Annotated in this window: 19 protein-coding genes; 14 read left to right on the plus strand and 5 right to left on the minus strand. The window is 73.9% G+C overall.

Going from position 1 to position 19,820, the window contains the following annotated elements; all coding sequences use genetic code 11:
* Nucleotides 1-273: 273 nt before the first annotated feature.
* From CYJ76_RS06830 to CYJ76_RS06845, 4 genes are read left to right on the plus strand one after another with little or no spacing between them, the layout of a single operon-like run.
* A complete protein-coding gene (locus CYJ76_RS06830) occupies nucleotides 274-1,449 on the plus strand; it encodes a thiamine ABC transporter substrate-binding protein (RefSeq protein ID WP_083323545.1) in 1,176 nt (391 codons plus the stop codon).
* The gene (locus tag CYJ76_RS06835; protein WP_101849633.1) at nucleotides 1,446-3,104 is read left to right on the plus strand and encodes an ABC transporter permease; all 1,659 of its coding nucleotides are present in this window, start codon (nucleotides 1,446-1,448) and stop codon (nucleotides 3,102-3,104) included. The genes CYJ76_RS06830 and CYJ76_RS06835 overlap by 4 nt, the downstream gene beginning before the upstream one ends.
* Nucleotides 3,101-3,847, plus strand: coding sequence for an ABC transporter ATP-binding protein (locus CYJ76_RS06840; RefSeq protein WP_083323383.1), 747 nt, complete (start codon nucleotides 3,101-3,103; stop codon nucleotides 3,845-3,847). The genes CYJ76_RS06835 and CYJ76_RS06840 overlap by 4 nt, the downstream gene beginning before the upstream one ends.
* Nucleotides 3,848-3,889: 42 nt before the next feature.
* Nucleotides 3,890-4,603, plus strand: coding sequence for a GAF and ANTAR domain-containing protein (locus tag CYJ76_RS06845; protein ID WP_168168404.1), 714 nt, complete (start codon nucleotides 3,890-3,892; stop codon nucleotides 4,601-4,603).
* Nucleotides 4,604-4,666: 63 nt separating this feature from the next.
* On the opposite strand, the gene CYJ76_RS06850 is transcribed toward CYJ76_RS06845, so the two are convergent.
* Nucleotides 4,667-6,151 (minus strand): basic amino acid/polyamine antiporter, encoded by a 1,485-nt coding sequence (locus CYJ76_RS06850; protein WP_083323384.1) that lies wholly within the window; start codon nucleotides 6,149-6,151, stop codon nucleotides 4,667-4,669.
* Between the two features lie 238 nt (nucleotides 6,152-6,389).
* On the opposite strand from CYJ76_RS06850, the gene CYJ76_RS06855 reads away from it, so the two are divergent.
* The 4 genes from CYJ76_RS06855 (at nucleotide 6,390) to CYJ76_RS06870 (ending at nucleotide 11,826) form a co-directional block, all read left to right on the plus strand.
* Nucleotides 6,390-7,013 (plus strand): TetR/AcrR family transcriptional regulator, encoded by a 624-nt coding sequence (locus CYJ76_RS06855; protein ID WP_101849634.1) that lies wholly within the window; start codon nucleotides 6,390-6,392, stop codon nucleotides 7,011-7,013.
* Entirely contained in the window at nucleotides 7,013-9,766 is a 2,754-nt protein-coding gene (locus CYJ76_RS06860; RefSeq protein WP_101849635.1) for an MMPL family transporter, read from the plus strand. Before CYJ76_RS06855 ends, CYJ76_RS06860 begins: the two co-directional genes overlap by 1 nt.
* 42 nt (nucleotides 9,767-9,808) lie before the next feature.
* Nucleotides 9,809-11,017 (plus strand): MFS transporter, encoded by a 1,209-nt coding sequence (locus tag CYJ76_RS06865; RefSeq protein WP_101849636.1) that lies wholly within the window; start codon nucleotides 9,809-9,811, stop codon nucleotides 11,015-11,017.
* Nucleotides 11,018-11,178: 161 nt separating this feature from the next.
* Nucleotides 11,179-11,826, plus strand: a complete 648-nt coding sequence (locus CYJ76_RS06870; protein ID WP_101849637.1) for a hypothetical protein — start codon at nucleotides 11,179-11,181, stop codon at nucleotides 11,824-11,826.
* Between the two features lie 9 nt (nucleotides 11,827-11,835).
* Here CYJ76_RS06870 and CYJ76_RS06875 read toward each other — a convergent pair whose 3' ends face one another.
* The gene (locus CYJ76_RS06875) at nucleotides 11,836-13,026 is read right to left on the minus strand and encodes an MFS transporter (RefSeq protein ID WP_070703406.1); all 1,191 of its coding nucleotides are present in this window, start codon (nucleotides 13,024-13,026) and stop codon (nucleotides 11,836-11,838) included.
* 44 nt (nucleotides 13,027-13,070) lie between these two features.
* Between CYJ76_RS06875 and CYJ76_RS06880 the strand changes: the two genes are divergently transcribed.
* Both CYJ76_RS06880 and CYJ76_RS06885 read left to right on the plus strand, forming a co-directional pair.
* Complete coding sequence (locus CYJ76_RS06880; RefSeq protein ID WP_101849638.1) at nucleotides 13,071-13,904, plus strand: CPBP family intramembrane glutamic endopeptidase; 834 nt, start codon at nucleotides 13,071-13,073, stop codon at nucleotides 13,902-13,904.
* 45 nt (nucleotides 13,905-13,949) lie between these two features.
* On the plus strand, nucleotides 13,950-14,882 hold the full coding sequence (locus tag CYJ76_RS06885) for a siderophore-interacting protein (protein ID WP_070703408.1): 933 nt from the start codon (nucleotides 13,950-13,952) through the stop codon (nucleotides 14,880-14,882).
* A 4-nt stretch (nucleotides 14,883-14,886) separates the two neighbouring features.
* Here CYJ76_RS06885 and CYJ76_RS06890 read toward each other — a convergent pair whose 3' ends face one another.
* Nucleotides 14,887-16,068: an NYN domain-containing protein gene (locus CYJ76_RS06890; protein ID WP_070703409.1), complete on the minus strand. Its 1,182-nt coding sequence runs from the start codon at nucleotides 16,066-16,068 to the stop codon at nucleotides 14,887-14,889.
* Between the two features lie 88 nt (nucleotides 16,069-16,156).
* Here CYJ76_RS06890 and CYJ76_RS06895 point away from each other — a divergent pair, with 88 nt between their 5' ends.
* Together CYJ76_RS06895 and CYJ76_RS12860 are read left to right on the plus strand one after the other, a co-directional pair.
* The gene (locus CYJ76_RS06895; protein WP_070703410.1) at nucleotides 16,157-16,504 is read left to right on the plus strand and encodes an ArsR/SmtB family transcription factor; all 348 of its coding nucleotides are present in this window, start codon (nucleotides 16,157-16,159) and stop codon (nucleotides 16,502-16,504) included.
* Complete coding sequence (locus CYJ76_RS12860) at nucleotides 16,501-16,815, plus strand: hypothetical protein (protein WP_101849639.1); 315 nt, start codon at nucleotides 16,501-16,503, stop codon at nucleotides 16,813-16,815. Before CYJ76_RS06895 ends, CYJ76_RS12860 begins: the two co-directional genes overlap by 4 nt.
* 70 nt (nucleotides 16,816-16,885) lie before the next feature.
* Here CYJ76_RS12860 and CYJ76_RS06905 read toward each other — a convergent pair whose 3' ends face one another.
* Complete coding sequence (locus tag CYJ76_RS06905; RefSeq protein ID WP_101849640.1) at nucleotides 16,886-17,410, minus strand: hypothetical protein; 525 nt, start codon at nucleotides 17,408-17,410, stop codon at nucleotides 16,886-16,888.
* Nucleotides 17,411-17,950 carry a YbhB/YbcL family Raf kinase inhibitor-like protein gene (locus CYJ76_RS06910; RefSeq protein WP_070705545.1) on the minus strand — a complete coding sequence of 180 codons (540 nt, stop codon included), beginning with the start codon at nucleotides 17,948-17,950 and terminating at the stop codon, nucleotides 17,411-17,413.
* Nucleotides 17,951-18,102: 152 nt separating this feature from the next.
* Between CYJ76_RS06910 and CYJ76_RS06915 the strand changes: the two genes are divergently transcribed.
* Entirely contained in the window at nucleotides 18,103-18,690 is a 588-nt protein-coding gene (locus CYJ76_RS06915) for a TIGR03086 family metal-binding protein (protein WP_070705544.1), read from the plus strand.
* Nucleotide 18,691: 1 nt separating this feature from the next.
* A complete protein-coding gene (locus CYJ76_RS06920; protein ID WP_083323636.1) occupies nucleotides 18,692-19,810 on the plus strand; it encodes an alanine racemase in 1,119 nt (372 codons plus the stop codon).
* The last annotated feature ends 10 nt before the right edge of the window (nucleotides 19,811-19,820 follow it).

Here is a 19,820-nt window from a genome sequence, read left to right on the forward strand (position 1 = left end):
CTTCGCCTGCTGGGCGCCGGCGCGGTGTGCGCGGCGGTCGTGCAATCGTTCCCGAGTCTGTCACGACGCACCCGCCCCCGCCCGGTGGTGCGGTGTGACCTCCGCCGGGTGGCATGGCGCGGCCGCCACCGGGTCGGCCGACCGGCGCGCGGGTCAGGGGGTATGTTCGGGGCCACGACAGGGGAGCGCCCGGAGCGTTGAGAGTGCGGGAGACCGCAGACCCTTGGAACCTGGCCGGGACCGCCGGCGGAGGAAGTCGACACAGGAGCGCACATGCCCACCACCGCACAGCCCACTCGCCCCTCCCCGCACCGCAGCACCACGGCCGTCCGGGCCCCCCGTCGCGCGGTCACGACGGGTCTGGCCGCCGTCACCGCCCTCGGCCTGCTGGCGGGGTGCTCCCTGGGCGGCCAGGGTGAGGGGTCCGACCAGGAGTCCTCGTCGCCCTCGCAGGGTTCCGGCGACGGCGCCTCCGACGGTGACCTGGAGGGCCGCACCGTCACTCTCGTGACCCACGACTCGTTCAACCCGCCGAAGGGTGCGCTCAAGGAGTTCACCAAGGACACCGGCATCACGGTCAAGGTGCTGAAGTCCGGCGATGCCGGGGCGCTCACCAACAAGCTGGTGCTCACCAAGGAGAAGCCGCTGGGCGACGTGGTCTTCGGCATCGACAACACGTTCGGCGGCCGGGCCCTGGCCGAGGGCGTGGTGGCCGAGCACGGTGTGTCGCTGCCCCAGGGGGTCGACCGGCACACCATCGAGACCGACGGGGGCGCCCGCCTGGCCCCGGTGGACTACGGCGACGTCTGCGTCAACGTGGACGACACGTGGTTCGAGAAGAAGGGCGTCAACCCGCCCCAGGGTCTCGACGACCTCACCAAGCCCGAGTACAAGGGCCTGTTCGTCACCCCCGGTGCCGCCACGTCGAGCCCCGGTCTGGCCTTCCTGCTGGCCACCATCGGTGCCAAGGGCGACGACGGCTGGGAGCAGTACTGGAAGGACCTCGTGGCCAACGACGCCAAGATCACCGCCGGCTGGGAGGACGCGTACACCGTCGACTTCACCGCCGGCGGCGGCAAGGGGGACCGGCCCATCGTGCTCAGCTACGCCTCCAGCCCGCCCTTCACCGTGCCCGAGGGGGGCAAGGAGCCCACCACCTCGGCCCTGCTGGACACCTGCTTCCGCCAGGTGGAGTACGCCGGCGTGCTCGAGGGCGCCGAGGAGCCCGAGGCGGGCGCGAAACTGGTGGAGTACCTGCTGGGCAAGGACTTCCAGGCCGGGCTGCCGGAGTCGATGTACGTCTACCCGGTGCGCTCGGACGTGGAGCTCCCGGCCGAGTGGGAGAAGTGGGCCCCGTCCGCCAAGGAGCCCATCGAGGTGGACGCCGCCCGCATCCAGGAGCACCGCGAGGAGTGGCTGACGCGCTGGAGCGAGGCCACCGGCCAGTGAGGCGCTCCCGCGGAGGGGCGTGGGTCCCCCTGCTCTGGGCGGCCCTGCCCCTGGCCTTCCTGGCCGTCTTCTTCGTGCTGCCCGTCGGCACGATGGTGGGACGCGGCCTGGCCCCGCACGGCCAGCTCGACCTCTCGGTGGTGCCCGAGGTGCTGGGCCGCAGCCGCACCCTGCGCGTGCTCGGCTTCACCGTGGCGATGGCGCTGGCCGGCACCGCGGTGACCGTGCTGCTCGGCGTGCCCACGGCCTTCGCCCTGTACCGGCTGCGCCTGCCGCTGCGGGGCCTGCTGCGCTCGTGGGTGGTCATGCCCTTCGTCATGCCCACCGTGGTGGTGGGCGTGATGTTCCGCAGCCTGCTCAGCCCGCAGGGGCCGCTGGGATTCCTGGGCTGGGACGGCACGCCGTGGGCCATCGGGGCGGCGTTCGTGTTCTTCAACCTGGCCGTGGTGGTGCGCACCGTGGGCGGGGCCTGGGCCGGGCTGGACCGCCGCGCCGAGGAGGCCGCCGCCTCGCTGGGTGCGGCGCCCTGGCAGGTGCTGCGCGACATCACCCTGCCCCGCCTGGCCCCGGCCATCACGAGCGCCGCGGTGGTGGTCTTCCTGTTCTGCAGCACCGCCTTCGGGGTGGTGCTCACCCTCGGCGGGTTGCGCCACCGCACCCTGGAGACCGAGATCTACCTGCTGACCACCCAGTACCTGGACCTGCGGGCCGCCGCCGTGCTCTCGGTGCTGCAGGTGGTGACCGTGGCCCTGCTCGTGGGGACGGCCGCCCGGCTGCGCGGCTCCGCGCGGGCCACGGGGGCGGGGGCGGCGCCGCGCCCGGTGCGCCGGGGCGACCTGCCCGCGGTGGCCGTGGCTGTGGCCGTGCTGGCCTTCGTCACCGCACCGGTGGCCACCTTGGTGGTGCGCTCGCTGCAGGTGCGCACCGCGGAGGGGACTGCCTGGTCGCTGCGCAACTACCGCGCTCTGTCCTCCCCGGAGGCGGCCGCCGACGCCGGCCTCCAGGTCACTGTGCTCCAGGCGCTGGAGAACTCCTGGCGCGCCGCGGTGGACGGCACGATGGTGGCGCTCGTGCTGGGGGTGCTCGTCGCCATCGCGCTCTCGCGGCCCACCCGCACGCCGGCCCGGGCGGCCACCGTCCGCGTGCTCGACCTGCTCTTCATGGTGCCGCTGGGGGTCTCCGCGGTGACGGTGGGCTTCGGCTTCCTCATCGCCCTGGACTCCCCGCCGGTGGACCTGCGCAGCTCACCGCTGCTCGTCCCGTTGGCGCAGGCGCTCGTGGCCGCCCCGCTGGTGGTGCGCACCCTGACCCCGGTGCTCCAGGGCATCGACGACCGGCAGCGGCAGGTGGCCGCCTCCCTGGGGGCCCCGCCGTGGCGGCAGTTCCTCACCGTGGACGCCCGCCTGGCCGCCCGCCCCGCTGCCGCTGCGGCTGGCTTCGCGCTCGCGGTGTGCCTGGGGGAGTTCGGCGCCACGAGCTTCCTGGCCCGACCGGACGCCCCGACCGTCCCCGTCGTCATCGCCGAGCTGGTGGGCCGTCCCGGCGGCTCCGGCTTCGGCCTCGCCCTGGCGGCCAGCGTGCTGCTGGCCGCCGTGACCGTGGCCGTCATGGCCGTGGTCGACCGCCTCGCCCCGTCCGCCGGAGGTTCCTGGTGACGTCATCCGATGCCGAGCCCACCCGCCCCGCCGAGACCGACCGCCCTGCCGAGACCGACCGCCCCGCTGGCCTGGAGGTGCGCGGCGCCACCGTGGACTTCCCCGCGCGCCGTGGCTCCGTCCGCGCCCTGGACGCCGTGGACCTCGACCTGCCCCGCGGCACCATGACCGCCGTCCTCGGCCCCTCCGGGTGCGGCAAGAGCACGCTGCTGCGTGTGGTGGCCGGCCTCGAGCAGGTCGCAGCCGGCACGGTGTGCTTCGGCGGACGGGAGGTCACCGGCGTGCCACCGCACCGCCGCAACTTCGTGCTCGTCTTCCAGGACGGCCAGTTGTTCGACCACCTCTCCGTGGCCGACAACGTGGGCTACGCCCTGCGCCTGCGCGGCGTCTCCCGCGCCGCCCGCCGGCAGCGCACGGCCGAGCTGCTGGAGCAGGTGGGCCTGCCCGGCACCCAGGACCGCGACCCGCGCACCCTCTCCGGCGGCCAGCGGCAGCGTGTGGCCCTGGCGCGGGGGCTGGCCGCGGACCCGGACGTGCTCCTGCTCGACGAGCCCCTCAGCGCCCTCGACCGCGACCTGCGCGTGGCCCTGGGGCAGGACCTGCGGCGCCTCGTGGCCGAGAGCTCGACCACCGCGCTGCTGGTGACCCACGACCACGACGAGGCCCGGCTGGCCGACGCCGTGGTGCTCATGGACGCCGGCCGGGTGCTGCGCCGCGGCTCCCCGGAGGAGGTCCTCGGCTGACTGCGGTGGCACTCGTGCCGCCGGCGGGCGACGATGGTGGGCATGACCCAGACCCCCACCGGTGACCTCGCCGCACGCCTGGCCGCCATCACCCACCGCTTCCGTGCCTCCGAGGAGGTGGAGGACCTCGCCGCGGAGATCTGCCGCGCGGCCCGCGAACTCGTGGGCGAGGGGTGCGAGGTGGCCGTGACGCTGCTGCGGGCCGGGGGCCGCATCGACACCGTGGCCGCGACGGTACCGGTCTGCTTCGAGGTGGACCGCTTCCAGGAGCAGTACGGCGAGGGGCCGTGCGTCTCGGCCGTCCGGGAGGCCCCGGTGACCCACCTGCCCGACACGGCCACCGACACCACCTGGCCCCGCTTCAGCCGCTGGGCCGCCGACCACGGCGTGGCCTCGATGATGGGCGTGCGCCTGCACACCTTCGAGGGGGCGGTCGACGAGGTCGGCGGCGCCGGCCTGGGGGCGCTGAACTTCTACGCCGACGCCCCGCACCGTTTCGACGACGACGCAGAGCACCGGGCTCGCCTGGTGGAGGCCCCCGCCTCGCTGGCGCTGAGCCACCGCCAGCACATCAGCCACCTGCACCGCGCCCTGGACAGCCGGGACCTCATCGGGCAGGCCAAGGGTGTGCTCATGGAGCGCACTGGGGCCGGCCCCGAGGGGGCCTTTGAGTTGCTGCGCCAGCGCTCCCGCACCACCAACGTGCGGCTGGCCGAGGTGGCCCGCGAGGTCGTCACCGGGGACACAGGGGACTGATGGATGCGCCGGAGGGCGGCCCGTCGGTGACGGACCGCCCTCCGGGTGTGTGGGGTGCGGGGGTCACTCGGTGGAGAGCCACCCCTGCTGCAGACCCACCACTGCCGCGATGAAGCCCACGAGCATGATGCCGAACACGACCCACTCGTAGCCCTTCATGGCCGGGCGCACGCGCCCCTCCTTCTGGGCCCACAGGTAGACCAGTAGGCCGGGCACGTAGAACAGCATGGTCATGAGCAGGTAGTTCAGGCCGCCGGCGTAGATCAGCCACAGCGAGTAGAGCGCGGCGATGGCGGCCATCACCACGTGCACCATCGAGGCGCCCCGGCCGTTGCGGTGGCGCCAGGCCAGGGCCGCGCCGTAGAGGGCCGAGAGCAGATAGGGCAGCAGGATCATCGAGCCGGCCATGAGGATGACCACCAGGTAGTTGGACCCGGCGAAGTGGGCGTAGATGATCGAGGCCTGCAGCGCGAGGGCGCTCACGAGCACCGACCACGTGGCGGTGCCGTGCTTGTTCTCCGTGGCCAGGCCGCGGGGCATGGCGCCGTCGCGGGCGGTGACGCTGAGGATCTCGGCGCACAGCAGCATCCAGGCCAGCAGGGCGCCGATGACGGAGACCAGCAGGCCCACGCTCACCAGGCCGGCACCCCAGGGGCCGACGGCCTCCTTGAGCACGCCTGCCATGGACGGGTCCTGCAGGCCGGCCAGCTCGGCCTGGCTGAGGATGCCGGCGCTGAGCATGTTGACCGCCACCAGCAGGGCGATGACGCCGAGGAAGCCCACCACGGTGGCCTTGGAGATGTCCTTGCGGTTGCGGGCGCGCTGGGAGTACACGGTGGCGCCCTCGATGCCGACGAACATCCACACGGTCACGATCATCATGCCGCGCACCTGGGTGAGAATGCTGTCGCCGGTGGTCTCGTGGCCCCAGAAGTCGGTGGAGAAGACGCCGTAGTCCCAGGCCACGGCCGTGAGCACCACGAAGGCCAGGATGGGCACGATCTTGGCGATGGTGATGACCAGGTTGAAGCCCGCGGCCTCCCGGACGCCGCGCAGCATGAGGGCCACGTAGAGCCACAGCAGCACGGTCTGCCCGGCCAAGGAGGCGAGCGTGTTGCCCTCGCCAAAGATGCTCGGCCACCAGAGGCCGAGCGTGGAGAAGACGAGGATGAAGTAGGAGAGGTTGCCCAGCAGGGCGCTGATCCAGTAGCCCCAGGCCGAGGAGAAGCCGAGGAAGCGACCGAAGCCGTCGCGGGCGTACCCGTAGACGCCGCCGTCGGGGTTCGGGGCCAGTCGGGCCAGGAGCGTGAAGGTCAGGGCGAGCATGAGCATGCCGACGCCGGTGATGCCCCACCCGATGAGGAGGGGGCCGGGGGCCGCGGCCTGTGCCATGTTCATGGGCAGGCCGAAGATGCCGCCGCCGACCATGGAGCCGACGACCAGCGCGGTGAGCTGCGGCAGGCCGAGGGTCGACTGCTTCTGGTCGCCGTCGGTGCCGCCGGAGCCGCTGGTGGGCTCGGTGTCAGGGGTGGTGAGGGGGGTTGCCATGCGCACATTCTGCACGGCTCGGGCCCGGTTCCCGGGGTGCCGAGCGTGACGCTCCCCGCATCAGCTGTGCGGCCGGTCACACGCTCGTGGGGCGATTCGTTGACGTGGTGCCGAATGCGGGGGAGGGGAGAGGGTCTTGCACGACGGGCAAGTTTGCACGCAGTGCATCTTCCTTCCTACGCTGGTGCCATGTCACTGAGAGCGGCCCACAAGGAACGCACGCGGGCAGCCCTCGTGGCTGCCCGCGGCCCGGGTCGTCGACTCCGACGGCATCGCCGCGCTGACGGCCGAGGCCGTGGCCGAGCAGGCCGGCGTCTCGCGCCGCACCCTCTTCAACTACTTCGGCAGCGTCGAGGAGTGCCTGCTGGCCCCGGTCGGCTCCGCGCTGGAGGCGGTCGTGGCCGAGTTCGACCGGGCGCCGGCCGGCACGCCGCCGCTCGACGTGCTCCGTGAGGCCCTGCCGCGCGTGTTCGACGAGGCGCGTTTCGAGCACTTCGCCCGCATCCGCGCCGTGGCCACCTCCAGCCCCACCCTCGAGCGGGCCGAGGCCACGTTGGTGGCCCGCTGCGTCGCCGATGCCGTGCACCTGCTGAGCGATCGCCTGCGCACCCCCGGCGGGTCGGTCGACCGGCTCTACCTCGGGGGGCTGGTCCGCAGCGGCCTCGGCGTCATCGAGACCGCGGCCGGGGTCTGGCTGGAGGAGACCTCCGGGCGGGCCGACGCGGACTCCCGCGCCCTCTTCCTCGAGCACGCCCGCCGTGCCCTGGACCACCTGCGTGCCGGGTACGGCAGCGCCCCCGCTTCCCCCGAACCCTCCCTCGACACGACCACCCTCCCCACGACCCCGGAAGGACGGGCCTGATGGCCGAACGTCTCTACTCCCTCGGCCACTGGGCCTCCCGCCACGTGTGGCCGGTCCTGCTGGCCTGGCTCCTCGTGCTCGGCGCCGTCGGCGGTGCCGCCGCGGCCTTCTCCAAGCCGCTGAGCACCGAGTTCACCATTCCCGGCACCGAGTTCCAGCGGGTCAATGACCAGCTGAAGTCCGAGCTGCCCGACGCCGCCGGCGGTGTGGGCACCGTCGTGTTCTCCACGCGGGACGGCTCGGAGTTCACCTCCGAGCAGCGCCGCGCCATCGCCGCCACCGTCAAGGACTTCGCCGACTCCGAGGGCGTGACCGGGGCGGAGAACCCCTTCGCCCTGCAGAAGCGCATCGACGGCAGCGGCGACGAGCTGGAGAAGGGCCGCAAGGAGCTGGCCTCCGGTCGCAAGGAGGTGGAGGCCGGGCGCGAGAAGCTCGAGAAGGCGAAGGCCGACCTCGCCGACGGCCGCAAGCAGCTGGAGAAGGGCCGCAAGGAGCTGGCCTCCGGCCGCAAGCAGCTCGAGGGCAAGCGCACCGAGCTGGAGCAGGCCGAGGAGCAGCTCGCCGCCCTGCGCGCCCAGGCCGGGCCGGACGACCCCCGCGTGCAGGGCATGACCGCCCAGCTCGAGCAGGGCCGCGCCCGCCTCGAGGCCGGCGAGAAGGAGCTCGAGGCCGGGCAGGCCGAGCTGGAGCGCAACGAGAAGAAGCTCCGCGCCGGCCAGCAGCAGGTGCGCCAGAACGAGAAGAAGCTCGACGACGCCGAGTCCGACCTCGCCGACGGCCGCACGCAGCTGGAGCAGGGCGAGGCCCAGCAGAAGATGTCCGAGGGCATGCGCTTCGTCGCCTCCTCCGGCACCACCGCGTACACCCAGATCCGCTTCACCGAGCAGCTCAGCAGCCTGCCCATCGAGCAGCGCGAGGCCGTCATGGCCAAGGCCGACGGGCTGTCCGAGCACGGCATCACCACCACCTTCTCGGAGGAGATGAGCCAGGACGCGAGCTCCATCATGGGGCCCGGCGAGATCATCGGCCTGGCCGTGGCCGCCCTCGTGCTGCTGGTCATGCTCCGCGGCCTGCTCGCCGCCGGGCTGCCGCTGGTCAACGCCGTCATCGGCGTGGCCGTCGGGGTCGGGGCCGCCATGGCCCTCAGCTCGGTGGTGACGATGCAGAGCATCACCCCGGCGCTGGCCGTGATGCTCGGCCTGGCGGTCGGCATCGACTACACGCTGTTCATCCTGCACCGCCACCGCACCCAGATGGCCTCCGGCATGGACAAGCACGAGTCCCTCGGCCTGGCCACCGGCACCGCGGGCAACGCCGTGGGCGTGGCCGGCGCCACGGTCGTCATCGCCCTGGCGGCGCTCACCCTCACCGGCATCCCCTTCCTGTCCGTGATGGGCCTGGTGGCCGCCGGCACCGTGCTGGTGGCGGTGCTGCTGACCTGGACCCTGGGGCCGGCGCTCATGTCGCTCCTCGGTGACCGCGTGCTCGGCCGTCGTGGTCGCGCCGCCCGCCGCGCCGAGCTGGACGCCCGCGCCCACGCCGCCACCCCGGCCGAGAAGCGCGCCGCCGGTGGTGCGACCTCGGCCTGGAAGCACGTCACGCCCGAGGACGACCACCCCCGCTGGACCCGCTGGGTGACCCGTGCCCCGTGGCTCACCGTGGCCGCCGTGGTGGCCGTCCTGGGCACGATGGCGTGGCCGGTCACCGACATGCGCCTGGGCATGCCCGACGGCTCCACCGCCCCTGCGGCGTCGCAGGGCTACCAGACCTTCGACACCATCCGCGAGGAGTTCGGTCCCGGTGCCAACGGCGCCCTGGTGGCCATGGCCGAGGCGCCCGAGGGTCTGAGCAAGGCCGAGGTGGCCGAGCGCCAGACCTCCATCGGGATGGCCCTCAAGGACGTCGAGGGCGTGGACCACGTGGTGCCCATCGGCACCAGCGAGGACCGCTCGGTGATGGCCTTCCAGATCACGCCGACCACCGGCCCCGGCGACGCGGCCACCGTGGACACCGTCAACCGCCTGCGCGACGCCGCCACCGGCATCGAGCAGGAGGACCACGTGGAGCTGGGCTTCACCGGCCTCACCGTGGCCAACATCGACGTCTCCGACGCACTGGCCAGCAGCCTGCCGCTGTACCTGGCCGTGGTGGTGGGCCTCAGCCTGCTGCTGCTGGTGCTCGTCTTCCGCAGCCTGCTCGTGCCGCTGGTGGCCACCGCCGGCTTCCTGCTGAGCGTCGGGGCGGCCTTCGGTGCCGTCGTCGCGGTCTACCAGTGGGGCTGGCTGGGCCCGGTCTTCGCGGTCAACGAGGGCGGACCCATCCTGTCCTTCCTGCCCACCATCGTCATCGGTGTGCTCTTCGGGCTGGCCATGGATTACCAGATGTTCCTCGTCTCCGGCATGCGCGAGGCCTGGGCCCACGGGGCCAGCGCCCGCGAGGCGGTGCACAAGGGCTTCGGCGCCGGGGTCTCGGTGGTCACGGCCGCCGCGCTCATCATGGTGTCGGTGTTCGCCGGCTTCATCCACGCCGAGCTGGTGATGATCCGGCCGATGGGTCTGGGCCTGGCGCTGGGCGTGCTCGTGGACGCCTTCGTGGTGCGCATGACGCTCACCCCGGCCCTCATGCACCTCCTGGGCGAGAAGGCGTGGTGGATGCCGCGCTGGCTCGACCGGCTGCTGCCGGACCTCGACGTGGAGGGCGCCAAGCTGCAGCGCAGCCACGGTGTGGACGCCGAGGGGCACACCACGGCGTGACCCGACGGTCGGGGGCAGGTGGCCCGCCGTAGGCTGCCCCCGATGACGACGCAGGCGGCGCAGGTGCAGGAGAAGGCCTTCTCGAGGGAGGTCTGGATCCTCATCGGCGCCGCCTTCGTCGTGGCCGTGGGCTTCGGCATCGTGGCCCCGGCCATCCCGCAGTTCGCCCGGAGCTTCGGGGTGGGCCCCACCGCCGCGGCCACCATCGTGTCCACCTTCGCCGCCTTCCGGCTGCTCTTCGCCCCGGTGGGAGGGCGCCTCTCGGAGCGGTTCGGCGAACGGCCCGTCTACCTCGTGGGCCTGCTCGTGGTGGCGCTCTCCACGGCCGCGGCCGGGCTGGCCTCGAGCTACGGCTGGTTGCTGGCCTTCCGGTCCGTCGGCGGCATCGGCTCCACGATGTTCACCGTCTCGGCGGTGGCGCTCCTCGTGCGGCTCTCCCCGCCCACCCACCGGGGGCGGGTCTCGGCCGCCTACGGCTCGGCCTTCCTGCTGGGCAACGTCTTCGGACCCGTGCTCGGGGGGCTGCTCGCGCCGCTGGGGCTGCGCGCGCCCTTCCTCATCTACGGCGGCTCGCTGCTGGTGGCCGCGGTCGTGGTGGGCCTGGGGATCCGCCCCGAGGCCATCCGATCGCCGGCCGGGGTCGGGGCCGTGCCGCCGCGCATGAGCGTCCGCGAGGCCTGGGGCGACCCGGTCTACCGTGCCTGCCTCACCAGCGGCTTCGCCAACGGGTGGGCCAACTTCGGCGTCCGTGTGGCGCTGGTGCCGCTGTTCGTGGTGGAGGTGCTCCACGCCGGTCCGCAGACCGCCGGGTTCGCGCTGGCCGCGTTCGCCGTGGGCAACGTGGCCGTGCTCAACCACGCCGGACGTCTGAGCGACCGCATCGGCCGCCGCCCGCTGGTGCTGGGCGGGTTGGTGCTCTGCGGCGTGTTCACGGCCTTCTCCGGCGTCATCACCAACGTGTGGGTGTACCTCGCGGTGATGGCGGTGGCGGGCGTCGGCGCCGGTCTGCTCAACCCCGCGCAGCAGGCCGCCGTGGCCGACGTGGTGGGCAACGAACGCTCCGCCGGCACGGTGCTCGCCGGCTTCCAGATGGCGCAGGACGTGGGCGCCATCCTCGGCCCGATCCTCGTCGGGCTGGTGGCCGAGCACTACGGCTACGGGGTGGCCTTCGCCCTCACCGGCGTGGTGATGGGGGTGGCGCTGCTGGTGTGGATCGGTCGCCGCGAGACCGCCCGCGCCGCCGTGCACTGACCCGGCCCACACCCCCTCGCCGCTCACAGGTTCCTGGGGGCAGATCCACAGCGCCACCACAGCGCCTCCGGGGGTGTTCTCCCAGAGTCGCCCCGTTGTCCACCCGTCACCGGCAACCGCTGCCGGTCCGGGGTCCTCCCGGGAGACGACAGGAGTGCGTCATGGCACCTCGCTTCAGCAAGCCCCTCACCCTGGCGGCCGTCGCCGTCGCCGGTGCGTCCGTCGCCCTCGCCGCCCCGGCCCTCGCCGACGGGCACACGGGCGGCAGCGGCCAGGCCTCCAGTTCCACTGCCAGCAGCGTGACCCCCGGCGGCCAGGTCACGGCGGGGGACCAGGCGGCCCCCGGTCGGCAGGGCGACACCGACCGGGAGCGTCCCGACGACGTGCGCGGCCCGCAGGACGGCCCCGGCGGCCACCACGGCCACGGCCCGCAGGGCGGCCCGGAGCACGAGCACCGTGGCGGGCCCTCCCTCGACGCGGCCGCCGAGACCCTGGGCCTGACCACCGACCAGCTCCGCGAGAAGCTCGGGGACCAGACCCTGGGCGAGGTCGCGGACGCTGCCGGCGTGGACCGCGAGACGCTCGTGGACGCGATGCTCGCCGACGAGAAGGAGCGCCTCACCGAGATGCTCGACGAGCAGCTGCCCGAGCCGGGTGAGCGCGGCGACCACGGTGAGCAGGGCGATCGCGGCGACCACGGCGACCACGGCGAGCGCAGCGAGCAGGCCCCCTCCGCCGGGGACGGTGAGACCTCCGACGACGCGGCGACCACCGCGCCCGCCCCGGACGCCGCTGCCTCGGCCTCCTGAGGACCTCGCTCAGTGCGCCGCGGAGTCGCCCCCGGCCTCGGCCGTGGCCGCCTCCGCGGCGCTGCGCGGCAGGGCCAGTGCCAGCGAGGCCACGGCCAGCGCAGTGGTGGTGGGCACCACCATCGCGCCGCCCATGCCCCAGTGCAGGCTCGTCCACCCGATGAGGGCGGGGCCCGCCAGGAAGGTCAGGTAGCCCGCGCCGGCCACCACGGCCAGCATCCGTCCGCCGCCGAGGTGCCCGGCCATGCCGTAGATCAGGGGCGCCAGGACGGCCACGCCCGTGCCCACCAGCAGCCAGCCGAGCAGCACCACCCAGAACGCGTCCTGGGTGACACCCACCAGGTAGCCCACGGCCGCGATGCCGGCGCCCCCGGCCAGGGCGGTGCGGGCGCCGAGGCGCTCCACCAGCCAGTCACCGCACAGGCGCAGGGTCACCATCGCAGCCGAGAACACGGCCAGCCCCGCCGCGCCCCGGCCGGGGGAGACGCCGGTGACGTCGGTGACGTGGATGGTGGACCAGTCCCAGCCGGTCCCCTCGGTGATGCCGAAGAGCACCGCCATCGCGGCCAGCAGCCAGGTCACCGCCGGCAGCCGGGTGCGGTGGCCCTCCTCGGTGCGGTGGGAGACCACGGGGGTGTCCGGCGTGCCAGGTGCGGTGACGGCCAGGAGACCGCCGGCCAGCACGACGGCCGCCAGCGTGGCCGCCACCACCGTGCCACCCGGCCCGTCGGTGAGCAGCCCGGCGAGCAGCACCGCGCTGGCCCCCAGGAGCGACCCGACCGAGAAGAACGCGTGCAGGGTGCTGAGGATGCGCCGGCCCGACCGCTTCTCGGCGTGCACGGCCATGGCGTTCATGGAGACGTCCATGGCCCCGTTGCCCAGGCCCAGCAGCACCGCGGCCGCCAGCACCATCGGCCAGGAGGTCGCCGCCGCGAGCACGGCGAAGGCCACCAGCATCACCCCCGCGCCCACCACGGTGGGGCGGCGTGCGCCGATGCGGTCGGCGAGGCGCCCGGTCACCTGCATGGTCACCGCCGCTGAGCAGCCGAGCACCACGAGCAGCACGCTCACGTCGCCCTCGTGGATGCCGACGCGCTGCCGGACGCTGGCCAGCAGCCCGCCCCAGGTGCCGATGAGGAAGCCGTTGACCACGAAGATCGCGGCCGTGTGCGGGGCGGCGGTGAGGGCGGGGCGCAGCATGGGCCGCATCCTCCCAGACCCCACGTCGCCGTAGCCTTCCGTGCATGAACCGTTCCGTGCTGCGCACCGAGGTCTGGCTGGTGCTCGGCCTCTCCCTCGGGGCCTCGGCCGTCTGGTCGCTGCTGCGGCTGGTGGACCTGCTCACGCGGCCCGGCGGGCTGGCGGGCGCCACCACGCGCATGAACGTGCCGGCCGACCCGGGGCGCCCGTGGCTGTCGGTGGCCACGGAGCTGGTGGGAGTGGGCCTCGCCCTCGTGCCGGCCGCCCTGGTGCTGTTCCTCCTCGGCCGCGATGCCGTGACGGGCCGGGATGACGCTGCGGCGCCGGGCACGACGGGTGCCACGGGCCGGGGCGCCGCGGACACCCGGGACGCGGACCGCCCCCTCCTGGCCGGGGCCCGCCGTCTCGGCCTCGACCTGCGCCGCCCCGGGCGAGACCTGCGCGACGCCACGCTGCTGGCCGCCCTCATCGGCATCCCCGGGCTGGGGCTCTACCTGGTGGCCACGGCGGCCGGGGTGAACACCACCGTGCAGGCGGCCTCCGAGGGGGCGCCGTGGTGGTCGCTGGGTCTCCTCGTGCTGGCGGCCGTGAAGAACGGCGTGCTCGAGGAGGTGGTGCTGGCCTACCTGCTCACCCGCGCCCGGCAGCTCGGCCGGGGGCCGGTGGCGGCGGTGGTGGCGGTGGCCCTGCTGCGCGGCTGCTACCACCTCTACCAGGGCATCGGCGGGGGAGTGGGCAACGTGGCCATGGGCCTGCTGCTGGGGGCCTGGTTCCTGCGCACGCGCCGCGTGGCGCCGTTGGTGGGGGCGCACGTGCTCATCGACCTCGTGGCCTTCGTCGGGTACGCGCTCGTGGCCCCGCAGGTCGACTGGCTCTGAGCGAGCCGCGGGTGAGGTCAGCCTCACCTCACGTAGGCTGCGCGCATGGCCCAGCCGACCTTCCGTGACTTCCGTGCCACCGTCGCCGCCGTGCGCCGGGTCTCACCGAGCTTCGTCCGCGTCACCCTGCGCGATCCGGACCTGCGCCGCTTCGGCGACACCTGTCTGGACCAGCGCATCAAGCTCGTGTTCCCCCTCGAGGCCGGCCCCGACGCACAGCCGGACGCCGATCCCTTCGCCAGCTTCCCCACCGGCGACACCTGGTACCTGGAGTGGCGCGAGATGCCCGAGGACCGCCGCAACACCTTCCGCACCTACACCCCCTCGGCCGTGCGCCGCTCCGAGGGCGAGGTGGACGTGGACGTGGCCGTGCACGGCGACACCGGCCCGGGGTCCCGCTGGGCGCTGGGCGTGCAGGTTGGGGACCCGGTCATGCTCTGGGGGCCCGATGCCGAGGTGCCCGGCCACGAGGCGGCCGGCGTGGACTGGACGCCCGGCACGGCCGAGCGCTTCCTGCTGGCCGGCGACGAGACGGCACTGCCCGCCATCGTGAACGTCCTGCGCGTCCTCGACCCGCTGGCCACCGGCCAGGCCTTCCTCGAGGTGCCCTCGGCCGACGACGTGCGTCCCGTCATCGCGCCGACGGGGGTGGACGTGGTCTGGCTCCCGCGCGATGCCGGGCAGGCACCGGGGGAGCGCCTCGTCGCCGAGCTGCCGGCGCGCCTGACGGTGGAGCCCGGGGCGTCAGGGGTCGCGGCGGATACCCACGCCTCCGACGCCCCGGACGTCACCGACGACGCCGAGGCCGTGCCGTGGGAGCTCGCCGAGGTGACCGGCGCCGGGCAGGCCTACGCCTGGCTGGCCGCCGAGTCCGGCACCGTGAAGGCCCTGCGCCGCCACCTCGTGCGAGAGCGCGGCTGGGACCGCCGGCAGGTCGCCTTCATGGGCTACTGGAAGCAGGGCGTCAGCCAGGTCTGACCGCTCAGAGGGCGGCCACCAGGTAGCCGTCGTGCTCGTCGTCCCACCACAGCTCGGCCACGTCCTCGGTGTCGGCGGCCTTGCAGAACTGCAGGAAGCTCGAGTACCCGAGGGCCTTCTCGGTGAACTCGCTCTCGTGGTGGCGCAGGCGGTCCTTGAGACCGGACAGCGGCACGCCGTCGCCCTCGGGGTCCTCCTCGTCGAGCACGCGGCGCAGCAGGTCGAAGGCCACCTCGCGGTCGGCCTCGCCGGGCAGCTCCACTACCGGGTCGCCTGAGGAGGGGCCGTCCGAGAGGGTGATGACGCCCCGGTCGTCGAGGTGCTTGAGCAGCTCGCCGAAGGCGCGGAAGCCGAAGTCGGCCTCGGAGAAGGTGGGGTCCTTGCGTAGCAGGGTGCGCTTCAGTGCCGATGCCGTGACGGCCCCGCTGGTGGTGCGTGCCAGGCCGGCCACCGTCTGGGCCACGAGCGGCGCGATGGCGCCCGTTCCCTGGTTGGCGGTGGCCACCTCCTCGCCGTCCGGGGTGGTCTTGGCGCCGCGGCCCCGGCCCGAGGACTTGCCGCCCTTGGGCTTCTCCTCGGCCTTCCCGGCCTCGGGGGTGGTGGGGGTGTCCGTGCTCTCCGGTGGGCCGGCATCGGCCTTGGCGGAGGCCTTGGTCTTGCCCTTGCCGCGGCCGCCGGAGGACTTCTTGGAGTCCTCGGCGGGCACGTGCGGGTCCACGCCGTCGAGGGTGTCGTAGAAGAGGAACTCGTCGCAGCTGGGCGGCAGCATCGCCGAGGTGGAGTTGCGCACGCCCACGCCGATGACGTTCTTGTTCAGCTCGCGCAGCTTGTGCACCAACGGGGTGAAGTCGGAGTCACCGGTGCAGATGGCGAAGGTGGTGATGTAGTCGCGCTCGAAGGCCATCTCGATGGCGTCGACCACCATCTTGATGTCGGCGGCGTTCTTGCGGCTGGCCCCCATGCGCTGGGGCATCTCGATGAGCTCCACGTGGCTGCGGGTCAGCATGCGGCGGTCCTCGTCGAAGTAGGACCAGTCCGCGTACGCCTTGCGCACCACCACGCGGCCGCGTTCGGCCAGGGCGTCGGCGATGGGCTTGAGCTCGAAGGCCATGCCCCCGAGGTGGTCGCGTGCCCCGAGCGCGAGGTTCTCGTAGTCGACGAACAGTGCGATGCGGTCTTCTTCCACCCGCCCGAGCCTACGCGACCCGGTCCCGGCCAGTACCGAAGCATGCACCCCCTTGCATATGCGCGGAATCGCATACTACGATCAGGGCATGGACCACGAGGACGTCGACCTCCGTACTCGCGCCGCCGCCATGTTCCGGGTGCTCTCCTCGCCCATCCGCCTGCAGCTCCTGGAGCTGCTGGCCGGTGGGGAGCGGACCGTCACCCAGCTCGTGGAGGCCACGGGTCACTCCCAGCCGCTGGTCTCCCAGCACCTGCGCGTGCTGCGCGACCAGTGCCTGGTGACCACCCGGCGACAGGGGCGGGAGTCGCACTACTCGGTCCTGGACGACCACGTGCTCCACGTGGTCGCCGACGCCCTGGCGCACGCCCGGGAGCACTGCCACGACGACCCCGGCCCCGGGGCCACCGAGAAGCACGACCAGGAGGACGCATGACCACCACCGCCCACCCCACCCACGAGACCCACGCCCACACCCACGGCCCCAACTGCGGCCACCAGGCCGTGGTGCACCTGAACCACGTGGACTACCTGCACGACGGCCACGCCCACCGTGAGCACGAGGGCCACTACGACGAGTGCGCCACCTGCACCTGCGGCTGCGAGGGCCCCTGCGCCACCTGCGCCAGCACGGAGTGCTCCTGCACCGAGTGCGTGCACGCCACCTGCGAGTGCTCCAACTGCTCCGACAGCTGCAGCACCTGCACCTGCACGCAGTGCACCTGCTCCACCTGCCAGCACGGCTGAGCAGGCCTCCCGGCACGACGGAGGGGGCGGACCACCTGGTGGTCCGCCCCCTCCGTCGTGCGTGCCGGGGTCAGCCGTCCAGGACGTCATGGCGCAGCGCCCACCAGTTGACGGGCACGGCGGCCAGGGCGAGCGCGGTGCGCGGGTGGGAGACGCCGCGGCGCGCCACCCAGGCGATGGCCTGGCGCTCGAGCCACAGTCCACCGGCGGCGCCGGCCGCCAGCAGCACCACGCCGGGGAAGACGATGCGCTGCCAGGGGATCTCCGGCTCGTCGAGGCCCTGGGCCGTGCTCGGGAGCTCGGCCTCGGTGGGGTGCTCCGCGAGCTGCGTGGTGTCCTCACCGGCCACGGGCTCGGCGCCCTCGGTGAGGCTCCACGAGGCCTCGGCGGTGCCGGGGGCCACCGGGTCGGGGCGCAGTGCGATGGTGGCCGCGGCGCCGGCGATGATCAGCCCCTGCACGGGCCAGCGGCGGCGCCAGTCCGGGATCCACTCCGGCAGCGCGGTGCTCGCGGTGACCAGGCCGGTCAGGACCAGCGCCGGGGCCAGCTGGAAGGCGTCCCGGCGCACGGTCTGCTGGGGCAGCGAGCGGTCCACTCAGTCCTCCCGGGCCTGGTAGGTGCCGGTGAGGGTCCCCCGGCCGATGGTGTGGAACAGCATCGTGAACGCGGCCACGGTGGCGCTGGCCGAGTTGTCCAGCCCCAGGTCCTCGGTGTCCAGGGCGTGCACGGCCAGGATGTAGCGGTGCGGGCGGTCGCCGGGGGGCGGGGCCATGCCGGCCCAGGCCTTGGCGCCGGTGTCGGCCGAGACCATGAAGGCGCCCTCGGGCAGGTTGTGGCCGCCCTCGGCGCCGGCGTCCGCGGCCAGCTCGGTGACCGAGGCGGGGATGTTCAGGACCGTCCAGTGCCAGAAGCCGGCCGGCGTGGGGGCGTCCGGGTCGAAGCAGGACACGGCGAAGGACTTGGTGCCCTCGGGGGCACCGGTCCACGAGAGCTGCGGGGAGGTCTCGTCGCCCTCGGCGGCGTGGCGGCGCGACATCGGCTCGTGGTTGCGCAGGTCGGCGCTGGTGACGGTGAAGTCGGCGGTCTTCGGCAGCAGGCTGTAGGGCTCGGGGGCCTCGGGGCGGTGCAGGTCCATGGGCCCACCGTATGCGTCCGGTGTGGCGTGCGTCATCCCGGCGGGGTGTGGCCGCCCGGCCCGTCCCCAGCCGGTCGTGGCGGCCGCCGTTCGTCCACAGGTCCGCCGGGCGGGGGCGGGGCAGGCCGGGCGCCGACGGATAGCGTGCGCGCATGACCACTGCACCCAGCACGTCGCGCCAGGCCATCGACCTGCTGCCGGAGTCCGCCCGCGCCTTCGCCGTGGTGCTCGAGCGGTTGCCCGACGACGCCTGGGGCCGCCCCACGCCATGCAGCGAGTGGTCGGTCAAGGACGTGGTGAACCACGTGGTGGCCGAGCACGAGTGGGTGCCCCACCTGCTGCGGGGGGAGGGCGTGGAGCAGGTGGGGGACCGGTACGACGGGGACCGGCTCGGCGGCTCGCCGGCTGCTGCCCGCCGTGCGTGGCAGATGGCGATGCTGGGCTCGCTCCAGGCGTGGGCGCAGGTGGAGGAGGTGGACCAGCCGGTGGCCTTCTCCGGCGGCATGCAGACCGCGGGGGAGTACGCCCACCAGATGCTCGTGGACCTCACCGTGCACGCCTGGGACGTGGCGCAGGGCGGTGGGGTCTCGGTGCCGGTGCTCCCCGACGCCGTGGGCGTCGCCTTCGCCTACGAGAAGCCGCGGGTGGCGCAGGGCGAGGCCGCCGGTCTCTTTGCGCCGCCCAGGCGGCCCCGCTCGGACCATCCGATGGACCAGCTCGTCGCGCTGCTGGGGCGCTGACGTGGCGCTCGCTCCCCTGACCGACCTGCCGCCCACCCCGCGGGTGGTGCTGGACCGCGCCCGACTGCAGGCCAATGTCGACCGCATGGCCGCGACGGCCGCCGAGCGCGGCCAGGCCCTGCGACCCCACGCCAAGACCCACAAGTGCCCGCAGGTGGCCGCCCTGCAGCTGGCAGCCGGTGCGGTGGGCCTCACCGTGGCCACGCTGGGGGAGGCCGAGGCGTTCGCCGAGGCCGGGTGCGGCGACCTGCTCATCGCCTACCCGGTGTGGTGGACGTCCGACCAGGCGTGGCGTGCCGCGGAGCTGGCCACCCGGGTGCGGCTGGCGGTGGGCGTGGACTCCGTGGAAGGTGTGCAGCACCTGGCCGAGCTGTGGCAGGTACCGCGGGGGCGCACCCGGGAGCCCGCCGCGGGGCCGGTGGCCCTGCCGGAGCTCGTGGTGGAGGTGGACAGCGGCCACCACCGCAGCGGGTGCGCCCCGCAGGAGGCCCGCGCGGTGGCGCGTGCCGGCATCGAGACCGGGTTCGTGGTGCGCGGCCTGTTCACCTTCCCCGGACACAGCTACACGCCCGCGGGCCGGCGGGAGGTGGTGCGCCAGGAGGCCGACGCGGTGGCCGAGGCTGCCCGCGGCCTGCGCGCCGCCGGGGTGCCGACCCCGCACGTCTCCGGCGGGTCCACCCCCTCGGTGGCCCTGGAGGAGGCCGGTTTCGACGAGTTGCGCCCGGGCGTCTACGTGTTCGGCGACGCGCAGCAGTGGGAGCTGGGCACGTGTGCGCCCCAGGACATCGCGCTCACCGTGCACTCCACGGTGGTCTCGCACGCCGGTGGGCGCCTCGTCCTGGACGCCGGGAGCAAGGCCCTCGGTGCGGACCGGGCCGGCTGGGCCACCGGCTTCGGGCGGTTGCTGGACCACCCGGGTGCGCGCATCGAGGTGCTCAGCGAGCACCACGCGGTGGCGGTGCTGCCGGACGGCGAGCCGCTGCCGCCGCGGGGCAGCGTGGTGCGCGTGGTGCCCAACCACGTGTGCAACGCGGTCAACCTGGCCGAGGAGCTGCTCGTGGCCGACGACGGTGTGGTCACCGAGCGGTGGCCCGTCGCGGCGCGGGGACGCAACAGCTGAGGGGCGGGAC

It is taken from the genome of Kytococcus schroeteri (assembly GCF_002847825.1).
GTDB classification, from domain to species: Bacteria; Actinomycetota; Actinomycetes; order Actinomycetales; family Dermatophilaceae; genus Kytococcus; species Kytococcus schroeteri.